12 protein-coding genes are annotated in these 12926 nt (G+C 46.0%); all 12 read left to right on the top strand.

Translation table 11 applies throughout. The annotated features are described in order from the left end of the window. The first annotated feature begins 662 nt into the window (after positions 1-662). A complete protein-coding gene (locus tag NCY30_RS06445) occupies positions 663-1424 on the top strand; it encodes a nucleotide-binding protein (RefSeq protein ID WP_006426102.1) in 762 nt (253 codons plus the stop codon). After that, positions 1421-2701, top strand: coding sequence for a nitrogenase component 1 (locus NCY30_RS06440; RefSeq protein ID WP_055181543.1), 1281 nt, complete (start codon positions 1421-1423; stop codon positions 2699-2701). Before NCY30_RS06445 ends, NCY30_RS06440 begins: the two co-directional genes overlap by 4 nt. 3 nt (positions 2702-2704) lie before the next feature. Then, a complete protein-coding gene (locus NCY30_RS06435; RefSeq protein ID WP_195369362.1) occupies positions 2705-3856 on the top strand; it encodes a nitrogenase component 1 in 1152 nt (383 codons plus the stop codon). Between the two features lie 29 nt (positions 3857-3885). After that, positions 3886-6264: a carbamoyltransferase HypF gene (hypF, locus tag NCY30_RS06430; protein WP_330608865.1), complete on the top strand. Its 2379-nt coding sequence runs from the start codon at positions 3886-3888 to the stop codon at positions 6262-6264. A gap of 1 nt (position 6265) precedes the next feature. Beyond that, positions 6266-6475, top strand: coding sequence for a HypC/HybG/HupF family hydrogenase formation chaperone (locus NCY30_RS06425; protein WP_022415751.1), 210 nt, complete (start codon positions 6266-6268; stop codon positions 6473-6475). Next, complete coding sequence (gene hypD / locus NCY30_RS06420) at positions 6475-7521, top strand: hydrogenase formation protein HypD (RefSeq protein ID WP_055195307.1); 1047 nt, start codon at positions 6475-6477, stop codon at positions 7519-7521. The genes NCY30_RS06425 and hypD overlap by 1 nt, the downstream gene beginning before the upstream one ends. A gap of 36 nt (positions 7522-7557) precedes the next feature. Continuing rightward, positions 7558-8604: a hydrogenase expression/formation protein HypE gene (gene hypE, locus NCY30_RS06415; RefSeq protein WP_250818573.1), complete on the top strand. Its 1047-nt coding sequence runs from the start codon at positions 7558-7560 to the stop codon at positions 8602-8604. 47 nt (positions 8605-8651) lie between these two features. Further along, on the top strand, positions 8652-8915 hold the full coding sequence (locus tag NCY30_RS06410; protein WP_161170518.1) for a TM1266 family iron-only hydrogenase system putative regulator: 264 nt from the start codon (positions 8652-8654) through the stop codon (positions 8913-8915). 43 nt (positions 8916-8958) lie between these two features. After that, entirely contained in the window at positions 8959-9789 is an 831-nt protein-coding gene (locus NCY30_RS06405) for a nitrogenase iron protein NifH (protein WP_161170519.1), read from the top strand. Continuing rightward, positions 9783-11102 (top strand): nitrogenase component 1, encoded by a 1320-nt coding sequence (locus NCY30_RS06400; RefSeq protein ID WP_161170520.1) that lies wholly within the window; start codon positions 9783-9785, stop codon positions 11100-11102. Before NCY30_RS06405 ends, NCY30_RS06400 begins: the two co-directional genes overlap by 7 nt. Then, entirely contained in the window at positions 11099-12244 is a 1146-nt protein-coding gene (locus NCY30_RS06395; RefSeq protein ID WP_250818572.1) for a nitrogenase component 1, read from the top strand. The genes NCY30_RS06400 and NCY30_RS06395 overlap by 4 nt, the downstream gene beginning before the upstream one ends. A 136-nt stretch (positions 12245-12380) precedes the next feature. Then, positions 12381-12926 carry a histidine phosphatase family protein gene (locus NCY30_RS06390; protein WP_022415758.1) on the top strand — a complete coding sequence of 182 codons (546 nt, stop codon included), beginning with the start codon at positions 12381-12383 and terminating at the stop codon, positions 12924-12926.

Here is a 12926-nt window from a genome sequence, read left to right as displayed (position 1 = left end):
AAGAAAGTTTTTTCAGATCTGAATAATCGGAATGTGATTACTTCTACATCTCAGGAATATGAGACCAGCTTTGGATTTACGAAAGAAGAAGTATTTTATGTCCGATCGCATGGACCATTGCCGAGTCACTGGGAGCGGATCCGAGAGCCGTCGTCATTGCAGTGTTCATTGTATTGCCGATCTTTTATCCATTTTATTAATTCCTCAATTTTTATAAATATGAACAGGGATGTCGTACGAAATGATGTGTGCGGCAGCCCTGTTCTTTTGCGCAAAAAGGGCAGGTAAAGACAGAGAAAATTGTAAAAGAAGAGACTACAGGTTTGCGTTGACTGACTAATTGAATAAAGAGTATAATAAACCTATTGATACAGACGGAGTGATCGATATCTATCCGAATGTAAAGAGAAGAAAATACAGGGAAGAAAATAAAAAAAGAATGACTCTGACTGCAAGGTAAGTCCCGAGCAGGAATAGTTATGAATTCGTTTCATTAAAAAGTAGTTAACAGCAGGTTATGTTACAGCACGGTATACAAAATCAGGCGATTTCTAACATGAAAGAGAGCCATTTGGGTATATCGTGCTTTATTATATCTAAGTATACAAGAAAAACTTTCAAAGGTAAGTTTTCAGCAATAAGAACATGCAGGAGGAACACACATGTTAAAAGTAGCAATCTACGGCAAAGGCGGCATCGGAAAATCTACCGTCACATCCAATCTGGCGGCAGCATTTGCCACGATGGGGAAGAAAGTAATTCAGATCGGCTGTGATCCGAAGGCAGATTCGACGATGAACCTGCTCGGTGGGGAACCGTTAAGACCGGTCATGAATTATATGAGAGAGGAAGATGAAGAACCGGAGAAACTGGAAGACATTGCAAGAGAAGGATTTGGAAATGTCTTATGTATCGAGACGGGCGGACCGACACCGGGACTGGGCTGTGCGGGAAGAGGAATCATTGCCACATTCCAGTTATTAGAAGATTTGAAATTATTCGAGACCTATAAGCCCGATGTGGTTCTGTACGATGTACTTGGCGACGTAGTCTGTGGCGGATTCGCAGCGCCGATCCGGGAAGACTATGCAGAGAAGGTCCTGATCGTGACATCCGGGGAGAAGATGGCACTTTATGCGGCGGACAACATTTCCAAAGCAGTGAAGAACTTCGAAGACAGAAGCTATGCAAGAGTATTCGGAATCGTACTGAACCACAGAAATGTGGAAAATGAGACTGAAAAAGTAGAGACATTTGCAAAAGAGCATGGATTTGACATTGTGGGAGAGATTCCAAGAAGTGATGAAATTAACCGTTGCGAAGACCAGGGGAAGACGGTGATCGAGGGCAATCCGGAGTCGGACATCAGTAAATGCTTCTATGATCTGGCGGAAATATTATGGAAAGATGAGGAACAGGTATGAGAGGGACTGCCTATTATTGTACGGTAGAAGAATTACAGAAGCGGGGAAGGGATGATATTCCGGAGCAGTTCCGGTCGAATACGCATCTGATCTACAGTTCTCCGGCGACGCTTGCGTTCAACTCGCCGGGAGCGGAAGGATTCGGTGTGAAAAGGGCCGGGCTTGCAATTCCGGATTCGATCATGCTGATCGTGGCACCGGGATGCTGTGGGCGGAATACATCCATGATTAGTTCCATGCCACAGTATGAGGACCGTTTCTTCTATTTGACGATGGACGAGACAGACATCGTAACGGGAAGACATTTGAAAAAAGTACCGAAGGCCGTGCAGGAGATCTGTGACAGTCTTGCGAAGAAGCCGTCGGTTGTGATGATCTGCATTACCTGTGTGGATGCACTTCTCGGAACAGATATGGAACGAATCTGCAGAAAGTCCGAAGAAAAGACAGGACTTCCAGTGAGACCATGCTATATGTATGCCCTGACAAGGGAAGGAAGAAAACCGCCGATGGTACATGTGCGTCAGTCGTTATATTCTTTACTGGAACCCAAGAAGAAAAAAGGAAATGTCGTGAATCTGCTGGGATTCTTCTCGCCACTTATGGATGACTGTGAGTTATACGGTATGTTGGAAAAAGCAGGTGTAAAGACGGTGCATGAGATATCCAGATGCAAGAACTATGAAGAATATCAGACGATGGCGGAGGCGAATTTCAATCTGGTATTACATCCAGAAACGAGATTCGCAGCAGAAGATTTTCATGAGAAATTGCAGATTCCGTTTATTGAATTACGAAGATTATACCAGATCGATAAGATAACGAAGCAGTATCAGGCACTGGGGAAGGTTCTGGGTATTCCATTCGAAGATAAAGAGGCAGAAAGAACTGCACTTGATGCGGTAGAACGTTTGAAAGCCGCTAAGCCGGATGCCATATTTGCCATTGGAGAATGTATGAACGGTGATCCGTTTGAACTGGCACTGGCACTTGTGAAATACGGATTTCAAGTGGCAGAGATCTATGGAACACTGACTGCAGAGAACTTTGTGTATCTGAAGCATTTATCCGAATTAAGTCCGCAGACAAAAGTATTTTCCAACATGGAACCGACTATGATCTATTATGATCACAAAGAGAGCGGAGTAACCACTACCATTGGAAAAGATGCCTGCTACTATCATCCGGATGCGGAAAATGTGATGTGGAATGAAGAAGTACAGCCGTATGGATATGCAGGTGTGAAGCATTTGTGCGAAAAACTGTTGGAGGTGTAGGCGATGAAAGGATTAAGAAAATATCTGACACCATTTGCACCGGACCAGTCTGGAGCGGTGTCGGTGTTATACGAACTTGGCGGAATGCTGGTCATCTGTGATGCGGGCGGCTGTACGGGAAATGTATGTGGATTCGATGAGCCAAGATGGTTTGAAACAAGAAGTGCGGTATTCAGTGCGGGGCTTCGTGATATGGATGCGATACTCGGAAGAGATGACAGACTGGTTGCAAAACTTGCAGATGCGGCAGAAAAGCTGGATGTGACATTTGCAGCAGTGATCGGGACTCCGGTACCGGCAGTGATCGGGACTGATTACCGGGCGCTGGAGCGGATGCTGGCGAAGAAGACGGAACTGCCGGTCCTGACGGTGAATACGGATGGCATGGAATTGTATGACAGGGGAGAAGAGAAGGCATATCTTGCATTGTTCGGCAGGTTCGCAGGAGAAAATGTTGATGTGGAGCCAGGAAATATAGAGAAGACACAAACTGCAGAATCCTGTGATGGAAAAAGGAATGGCAAGAACGAAGATGCGTCTGTGGATATTGAAGACAGACCACGTGTCGGTATTATCGGTATGACTCCGCAGGATGTCAGTGACCTGAAGGCAGCAGATAAGATCCGGAAATTATATGCAGATCAGGGACTGCGTGCTGTCTGCTATGGCATGGGCGACGGACTGGAAGAAGTGAAAAAGGCTTCTCTGACAGTGAAAAATGTAGTCGTATCTCCGGCGGCGTTAAAAGCAGCGCAGTATCTGCAAAAGAAGTTCGGAACGCCATATGAGATTGCTTATCCATTGGCACCAGAGCTGGTACCGGAAATGGATTACAGAGGAAAGAAGATTCTGATCGTTCAGCAGCAGGTCATTGCAAATGCAATGCGTAGGGAGATAGAAAAACGAACCGGGGAAAAGGAAGAGATCACAACGGCGACATGGTTCATGCGGAAAGAAGAGATTTTAGCGGATCTGCGTGTCAGTGCTGCGGACGATATCAGCCTGAAAGAAGAGGATGATTTTATTTCATTGGTGGGAAAAGACGGGTATGATGTGATTTTTGCGGATCCATGTATGGAGCGGATGATTCCGGAATTTGAAGGAATCTTTATTCCGCTGACACATTTTGCAGTGTCAGGAAAGCTGAACGTGTGATTGTATTGAAATAAGGGGGAATGCAGGTGATGACAAAGAAAATCCGTGTCTACGGGATTGTGCAGGGGGTAGGCTTTAGACCGACTGTAAGCCGTCACGCATCGGCTGCCGGAATCACCGGAAATGTGTGTAACAAGGGCCCTTATGTGGAAATCTTTGCACAGGGGGAAGAAAAATGTGTAAAAGATTTTCTGGAGAGGCTGGAAAAGCAGCCGCCAAAAAGGGCTGCCATATTGAAAATCAGTGTAGAAGATCTGGAAGAGTGTGGACAGTTTGATGACTTTCAGATCATAGAAAGTGAGAAGACGAAGGGGGAAATCTTCGTCTCGCCGGATATTGCAATCTGTGATGAATGCAAGAAAGAAATGTACGATCCAAAAGACCGGCGCTATCTGCATCCATTTATCAACTGTACCTGCTGCGGTCCCAGACTTACGATCCTGGATGCGCTTCCATATGACCGGGAACGGACCAGCATGAAGGAATTCCCGATGTGTCCGGACTGTGCTTCGGAGTATGAGGATCCGGCGACCAGACGTTATGATGCACAGCCGGTATGCTGCAACGATTGTGGCCCGGAAGTGTATCTGACCGGCAGGGAAGAACGGGGAAGAGCTGCGATCATTGCCACAAGAAAAATGATCCATGATGGCGGGATCGTGGCAATCAAGGGAATCGGCGGATTCCATCTCTGCTGCGATGCGACGAATGAAGAAGCAGTACAGAGGTTACGGACATTAAAGAACCGGCCGGCGAAACCATTTGCTGTGATGGCAAGAGATGTAGAAGCAGTAAAGCGGGAATGTCTGGTAAATGAAGTACAGAAGGAGATTCTGGATGGACATCAGAAGCCGATTCTGTTACTTGAAAAACGGAAAAAAAGTATAGAAAAAATTACAGAGCACGTAGCGGAAAATATGATGGAAACAGACGAAAACAGTGCAAGAATTTGTGAATCTGTCGCTCCGGGGAATCCGAAAGTCGGTGTCATGCTTCCATACGCTCCGGTACAGATGCTGTTATTCCAATATGACGACGGAATCCAGATGCCAGATTTTCTGGTGATGACAAGCGGCAATATATCCGGTGCACCGATCTGCAGGGATGACAAAGAAGCGGTGGAGGAACTGTCGCATCTGTGTGACCTGATCCTTTCTCATGACCGGAAGATCCGGATCCGGGCGGACGATTCGGTGATGGATTTTTATAAGGGAGAGCCTTATATGATCCGGCGCTCCAGAGGCTATGCGCCGCTTCCGACGATGGTGACGATGCCGTGGAAAGGACAGGTGCTGGCCGCAGGCGGAGAACTTAAGAATACATTCTGTATCGGAGTGGATGGACGTTTCTATCTGTCCCCGTATGTAGGAGATCTGGAAGATCTTCGTACTGTAAAAGCGTTGCAAGAGACGATCCACAGATTCGAGACACTTCTGGAGGTAGAACCGGAAGTTGCAGCATGTGATCTGCATCCAAAATACAATTCGACAGTCGTTGCAGAAGAACTGGGACTTCCGGTCGTAAAGATCCAGCATCATTATGCACACATTTTATCCTGTATGGCAGAAAATGACTGGAAAGAGCAGGTGATCGGTGTTGCATTCGACGGAACAGGATATGGTACAGACGGAACCATCTGGGGAGGAGAACTTCTGCTTGCAGATTATCACGGATTTGAACGGATGGGAAGTATCGAACCATTTCTTCAGATCGGAGGCGATATTTCTGCTAAAGAGGGATGGCGAATTGCAGTTTCACTGATCTATCAGCAGACACAGGATAAAGAGCAGACAATGGAGAGTGTAAAGAAGCTTAACCTGTGCAGTGAACCGGAATGCAAAGTGATCCTTGCCATGGCGGACAGGAAAATGAATGCTGTGACATCGACCAGTGCGGGACGTCTGTTCGATGCAGTCAGTGCAATTCTCGGAATCCGGACGAAGTCTACGTTCGAAGGGGAGGCTTCGATGGCACTTGAATTTGCCGCAGAAGCTTATGAGGAAGAGCTGTGGGAAATTGATGAGCTGGCAGATGGTGAAAGCGATCCGGATGAAGAAAAGAAAGAGTCGGAAGACAGGCTGATTATGAAGACAGGAAGCCTTATAAAATATCTGACGGAGAAGAAAACAGAAGGCATTCAGGCAGAAAAATTAGCTTATATCTTTCATCAAAAGTTGGCAGACCTCATAACTGACGGCTGCAGGAAGATCAGAAAGAAAACAAAATGTAATTGTGTGGCATTAAGCGGCGGTGTATTCCAGAACCGGTTATTGTTAAGAATGGTGGAAGAAGGTCTGGAAAAAGAACATTTTACCGTACTCAGGCATCACCTGATCCCGGCAAATGACGGCGGGATCGCACTGGGGCAGGCAGCATATGCCATGCAGTATATTCAGGAGGGAAAATAACATGTGTGTAGGATTATCAGCAAAAGTAGTCCGTATCAGTGACGGTACGGCGGTTGTAGATGCGGGGGGCGCAAAAAGAGAGGTCTCTTCAGAATTACTGGAAGATCTGGAACCGGGAGACTATGTAATGGTGCATGCAGGAATCGCCATTGCAAAAATTACCGATGAAGATGACAGTGAGACAGATCAGTTGATGGAGGAACTTCTGTAATGAGTGAAGAAAAGAAAACGGCAAGAGAGATCATAGAAGGATATGACGGCCCTGCAGTCCGGATCATGGAAGTATGCGGGACACATACACATGAAATCTTCCGTCTGGGTATCCGCAAACTTCTTCCAAAGCAGGTAGAATTGATCTCTGGTCCCGGGTGTCCGGTCTGTGTCACACCGGTAAGTTATATCGATGAGGCAGTTTATCTGGCTCTGGAAAAGAGTGTGACAATCTGTACATTCGGAGATCTGGTGCGTGTGCCGGGAAGTAAGAAGAGTCTGGCAGATGCAAGAAGCGAAGGCGGGAAGATCCATATCGTCTATTCACCTGCCGATGCGGAAAAATATGCAAAAGAACATCCGGAAGAAGAGGTTGTATTCTTATCTGTAGGATTCGAGACGACGACTCCGGCGGGATGTCTGTCTGTCAAAAAAGCAAAAGAAGAAGGAATCACGAACTATTCCATGCTGATCGCAAATAAAACGATGCCGCAGGCATACGAAGCATTAAAAGGAAGCGCAGACATTTTCTTATATCCGGGACATGTCAATGCGATCACAGGAACAAAGCTCTGTGAAGAACTGGTGCAGGAAGGTGTAAGCGGTGTGGTGGCAGGCTTTACGGCAAAAGAACTTCTGACTGCACTGGCAGTTGCACTGACACATTTTCAGAAAGGGAAACCTTTCTTTGTAAATTGTTATCCGCGTGTAGTGACAGAAGAAGGCAGTAAGGAAGCACAGAGACTGGTGGATACGCTGATGGAAGCATGTGACAGTGAATGGAGAGGACTCGGAATCATACCGGGATCCGGACTTAGGTTACGTGATGAATGGGACATGTATGATGCCAGAAAGAAATATCAGGTTCCGAAGATGGAAGGAAGGGCGAATCCGGCCTGCAGATGCGGGGATGTATTACAGGGAAAATGTAAACCATCCGACTGTAAAGTATTTGGAAAGGTCTGTACACCGCAGCATCCGGTAGGTGCATGTATGGTATCCGGTGAGGGAGCCTGTTCAGCATATTATATGTATGGAAGAGAATAAGAAAAACAGACGGAAAATAGCAAGGAAGTGGACAAAATGAACGAGTATGTGGATAACGAAGCAAGAAAAGCGAAATTAGTGGGGAAAACTGTGACGATGGCACATGGTGCAGGAGGACGCCAGACGTCAGAACTGATCGATATGATCTTCAAAGCACATTTTGATAATCCGGATCTGACTGCGGATGATGCGGCAGTCCTGACGCCGCCGATTGGAAAGATGGCAGTGTCTACCGATGGATTTATCGTATCACCGGCATTCTATCCGGGAGGAAATATCGGAAAGCTTTCCATCTGCGGTACGGTCAATGATCTTTCCTGTATGGGAGCAAAACCATTATACCTGACCTGCGCATTTGTGATCGAAGAAGGATTTCCTATGGAAAAACTGGAAGAGATCGCAGAGGCAATGGAAAAGACGGCGAAAGAAGCCGGAGTCCGGATCGTATCGGGGGATACCAAGGTTGCCGGAAAGGGCCAGGTGGACGGAGTCTTTATCACGACAACAGGTATCGGTGAGATCACGGATGGAGTTGAAGTTGCGGGAAATCTTGCAAAACCGGGCGATGCGATCATTGTGACAGGAGATATCGGAAGACACGGATGCACGATCCTTCTTGCGAGAGAAGATTTTGGAATTGAAGCAGATGTGACCAGTGACTGTGCACCTCTCTGGGGCAATGTAAAAGCAGTGATGGATGCAACACATGAACTGCATGTGATCCGTGATGCAACCAGAGGTGGAGTCGGAACTGTGCTGTATGAGATTGCAGGACAGAGTCAGGTAGGAATCCGTCTGGATGCTTCGAAGATTCCGGTTGCACCGGAGGTACGCGGCGTATGTGGAATGCTTGGACTGGAGCCGCTTTATCTTGCATGTGAAGGACGGCTTGTGATCATGGCGCCGAAAGAACAGGCACAGACGATCGTGGATGCATTGAAAGTATGTCCGTATTCTAAAAATGCGGCAATTATCGGTGAAGTGACCGAAGAACAGCCTGGAAAAGTTGTGATGTTGACGGAGATTGGAACGCAGGCATTACTTCCGCAGCCGGGAGGGGAGTTACTGCCGCGTATCTGTTAAGCATGGAAGAAAAAGCGGACATAAAGCATGAAAAAGTGAGGAAATCTATGGATACAAGAGTGGCAGTTATTTCGATTATTGTGGAGAATCCGGAAGCGATCGAGACGTTGAATCATCTGCTTCACGAGGCAGGGCAATTTATTATCGGAAGAATGGGAATTCCGTACCGGGAGAAAGGGATTAACATCATCAGCATTGCGATCGATGCACCGCAGGATATGATCAGTACATTATCCGGTAAGATCGGGCGCCTGAGCGGGGTATCCACGAAGACGGCATATTCGAATATTATTACGAAAGCAGGAGAATAGAACATTCGGATATTATTTATGAGAGCAGGAGAGCAAGAATAATATGATTAAGATTGCAGTATATGGAAAAGGCGGGATCGGTAAATCAACGACGGTATCGAACGTTGCCGTGGCGTTGGCAGAAAAAGGCCTGAAAGTGATGCAGATCGGCTGCGATCCGAAAGCCGATTCTACGATCGCATTAAGACACGGGGAAGCAGTACCGACGGTACTGGATCTTTTCCGGGAGAAAAAGCAGGATCTGAAATTGGAAGATATGGTGCGGACCGGATATCAGGGTGTGATCTGTGTAGAGGCAGGTGGTCCGACACCGGGACTCGGATGTGCAGGAAGAGGAATTATCACGGCATTGGAAAAATTAAAAGAGACGGGAGCATATGAAGTATATCAGCCGGATGTTGTACTTTATGATGTACTCGGAGATGTTGTATGCGGTGGATTTTCTATGCCGATGCGGAAAGGATATGCGGATAAAGTTTTTATTATTACTTCAGGAGAAAATATGGCGATCCATGCAGGAGCCAATATTGCGATGGCGGTAGAGAACTTTAAGAATCGTGGATATGCTTCCCTTGGCGGGATTATTCTGAACCGCAGGAATGTAGCGAGAGAAGAAGAAAAGGTAAATGAGCTGGCAGATGATTTTCAGACACAGGTAGTCGGAACATTGTCCCACAGCGGACTTGTGACAGAAGCAGAAGAAAAGAAAGAGACGGTTATGGAATGCTTTCCGGACAGTGAGATGGCTGAGGAATACAGAAAACTTGCGGAAGCAATCTATGAGTTGTCAAAACGACCAGAAGGATCAGCCTGTGAAAAAGCCAATGAAAAGTATACTGCCGATAAAAGACCTGGGGAGGGATTGAAATGTTAAAGAAAGCCGGAGAATCAACCGGACTGGAATTCAATTCCCCGGCACATGGAAACTGGAATATTGTCCATACAGGAATGCTTCTTCCGGAATCCATACAGATCTATGTCTGTGCAGATAACTGTATGCGGGGAGTCGTTCTGACAGCAGCCGAGATGAATGCGGCAGACAGATTTTCCTTTGTGATCGTGGAAGAAGAGGATCTTCTGAACGGCAATCTGGAAGATGTGACGATCGAAGGCGTTACAGATGTATTAAGAAAACGAAAAGATCATCCGAAAGCAGTATTGTTATTTACCGTGTGTCTGCATCATTTTCTGGGATGTGATCTGGAACGGGTGTATGAAGAACTGGAAGCCAGATTCCCGGATATTTTCTTCGTCCGCTGTTATATGGATCCAATCATGCAAAAGCACGGGCTGACGCCGGATCAGAAACTTCGAAAGGCAATATATGACGGACTTAAGGTGAGAGAAGAAAATCCGAAAGCAGTGACGATTCTTGGCAGTGATTTTGCGCTGGATGAGACCAGTGATATCAGGCGTTTGTTAAAATGGAAGCATATAGAAGTAAAAGAATTGCCAGAGTGTAATTCATGGAAGTCCTATCAAGAGCTTGCAGACAGTAAAATATTCATAGCGTGCTATCCGCCTGGAAAATATGGTCTGGAATGTCAGGCAGAACGACTTAGGAAGAAAGCGTTATATCTTCCGGGAAGCTTTGATTATGATGAGATTATCAGGCAGTGGAAGACGTTGGAGCAGGCGGTTGGAGAAAATGTGGAAGAGGTTGAGGGTATAGAAGATACAGATATGCACATGGAGAAATCACTGGAAAGAATTACAAAAAGAGAGATTGCGCTGTGTGAATTTGCTTTAGAACAAGCCAGAAAAGTGGTCGGAGATGTACCCATTATGATCGATCACACCTTTCATCCAAGACCGCTGGAACTGGCAAAGCTGTTACTGACACATGGTTTTTCTGTGACCAGAATCTATCTGGACGCGGTTAATCCGGAAGAAAAAGACACATTTGAGTGGCTAAAGGAACAATATCCTGAACTGGAATATGAACCAACGATTCGTCCGGAGATGCGTATGAAGCCAAGAAACGAATCAGATGTACTGGCAATCGGGCAGAAAGCAGCGTGGTTTACAGGAACCAGGCATTTTGTCAATCTAGTGGAAGGTGCAGGACTGTATGGATTTGACGGAATCCGCAGAACGGCAGAATTGATGACAGAAGCCTGGCAGGAAGAAAAAGATCCAGAAGATCTGATCATTCGGAAAGGATGGGGGTGCGAAAGCTGCATATGAGACAGAGTTACAGAATTATACCGATTTACACAGCTGACGTATCCGGTGTCTGCTCTGCCCTGTATGAATTGGGCGGGATGACAGTGATGCATGATCCGTCCGGTTGTAATTCCACTTATAATACACATGATGAGATAAGATGGTATGAGCAGGACAGTATGATCTACATCTCAGGGCTGACGGAGATCGATGCTGTCATGGGGAATGATGAGAAGATGATCTGTGATATTGAACTGGCTGCAGAAGAATTAAAGCCGAAATTCATCGCACTTGCAGGATCACCGATCCCATATATGAATGGAACGGATTTTCCGGCAATCGCCAGGATGTTGGAACAAGATCTTGGAATCCCGGCATTTTCGATTCCGACAAATGGAATGCATGATTATGTATATGGTGCCGGTCTGGCTCTTGCAGAGATTGCAAAACGTATCAAAGGAAAGAAAGAAGTGACGTCAAAAAGTGTGAATTTTCTGGGAGTAACACCTTTAGATTTCGGGCCGCAGGAGCATGTAGATGCTTTAAAAAGAAATGTAGAAGAGACGGGATGGAAGGTATTGTCGACCTGGGCTATGGGAGATACACTGGAAGATCTCGGACGTGCACCGGAAGCGGAGGTTAATCTGGTGGTATCTTCTGTGGGACTTTGGGCGGCCAAAGTATTACAGGAGAGGTTCGGGACACCTTATGTGATCGGGACACCGATCCGGGGATTTATGAAGAGTCTTTTGAATGCAATAGAAGAAAAAAAGCAGGTAGCATATCTCGAAAAGGGAAGGCGCATCAGCCTGACAGGAAACAAATCGGAAAAAAGTTCAGAAAACCAGATTATATTAATCGGAGAACCGGTGATCATGGAATCTCTGGCAGTAGCGATCGAGACGGAATATCAGATATCTGTAAGAGTAATCTGTCCGATAAGGGAGAAGAAAGGATTACTTGCGGATGGAGATATTGCAGTCCGTGGAGAAGAAGAACTGGAACAGGTACTTCAGAGATCAAAGAATGTAAAAGGCATTGTAGCGGATCCATTGTATCGCCCGGTCTGTCCGGAGAATGTGGCATTTTATGAGCTGCCGCATATTGCCTTTTCGGGAAGAATTTATAAAAAGAAACTGCCGGTCCTGGCAGAACTTATATAGGTGACAGATAAGTAAAACATATGTTCGGATAAATACTTGAAGGATTTATCTGTTCATGATAGAATGTGAAATATAAATTGCCGGATATTTCTGAGTAAATGTCCGGTGCAGAGAAAGCGAGTAGAAAGGGAACAGAATGGGACATTTTTATTTTGCAAGACACGGACAGACAGTCTGGAATGTAGAGAATAAGATTTGCGGAGCAACGGATATTGAATTGACAGAACTTGGCCATCAGCAGGCAGAAGAACTGGGGCAGGCAATTCTGGAGCAGGGAATTCAGATTGATGAGATATTGTATTCACCATTGATCAGGGCAAAGGAGACCGCCAGACATGTATCCGAGGTAACCGGGATCCCGATGCGTGAAGAAATGCGCCTAAAAGAACAAAACTTTGGAAAATACGAAGGTACGCCGAGAAATGGAGAGGAATTCCAGAAGGCTAAGGCTAATTTTATTAATTCTTATGAAGGCGGCGAATCGATGCTGAAGCTTTGCCACCGAATCTATGATCTGCTCGATGATATTAAGAAAGAATCAGATCAGAAGACATATCTTCTGGTTGCACATAACGGGATCTCAAGAGCGATACAGTCTTATTTTTGTGATATGACGAATGATGAATTTGCAAGGTTCGGTATCAAGAATTGTGAGATTCGTAAGTTTGAATACGAGGAGTAA

Origin of the sequence: Dorea sp. MB18-49 (assembly GCF_023669465.1) — a bacterium.
GTDB lineage: Bacteria > Bacillota > Clostridia > Lachnospirales > Lachnospiraceae > Dorea_A > Dorea_A longicatena.
Note: the sequence above shows the minus strand (reverse complement) of the source record. Positions and strands in the feature narration are given on the sequence as shown.

What these genes read in the sequence shown, in the direction of transcription:
- hypF (WP_330608865.1), top strand. Translation starts at nt 3,886, where the DNA reads ATGACAAAGAAAATCCGTGTCTACGGGATTGTGCAGGGGGTAGGCTTT.
- NCY30_RS06425 (WP_022415751.1), top strand. Translation starts at nt 6,266, where the DNA reads ATGTGTGTAGGATTATCAGCAAAAGTAGTCCGTATCAGTGACGGTACG.
- NCY30_RS06440 (WP_055181543.1), top strand. Translation starts at nt 1,421, where the DNA reads ATGAGAGGGACTGCCTATTATTGTACGGTAGAAGAATTACAGAAGCGG.
- NCY30_RS06435 (WP_195369362.1), top strand. Translation starts at nt 2,705, where the DNA reads ATGAAAGGATTAAGAAAATATCTGACACCATTTGCACCGGACCAGTCT.
- NCY30_RS06400 (WP_161170520.1), top strand. Translation starts at nt 9,783, where the DNA reads ATGTTAAAGAAAGCCGGAGAATCAACCGGACTGGAATTCAATTCCCCG.
- NCY30_RS06395 (WP_250818572.1), top strand. Translation starts at nt 11,099, where the DNA reads ATGAGACAGAGTTACAGAATTATACCGATTTACACAGCTGACGTATCC.
- hypD (WP_055195307.1), top strand. Translation starts at nt 6,475, where the DNA reads ATGAGTGAAGAAAAGAAAACGGCAAGAGAGATCATAGAAGGATATGAC.
- NCY30_RS06405 (WP_161170519.1), top strand. Translation starts at nt 8,959, where the DNA reads ATGATTAAGATTGCAGTATATGGAAAAGGCGGGATCGGTAAATCAACG.
- NCY30_RS06410 (WP_161170518.1), top strand. Translation starts at nt 8,652, where the DNA reads ATGGATACAAGAGTGGCAGTTATTTCGATTATTGTGGAGAATCCGGAA.
- NCY30_RS06390 (WP_022415758.1), top strand. Translation starts at nt 12,381, where the DNA reads ATGGGACATTTTTATTTTGCAAGACACGGACAGACAGTCTGGAATGTA.
- hypE (WP_250818573.1), top strand. Translation starts at nt 7,558, where the DNA reads ATGAACGAGTATGTGGATAACGAAGCAAGAAAAGCGAAATTAGTGGGG.
- NCY30_RS06445 (WP_006426102.1), top strand. Translation starts at nt 663, where the DNA reads ATGTTAAAAGTAGCAATCTACGGCAAAGGCGGCATCGGAAAATCTACC.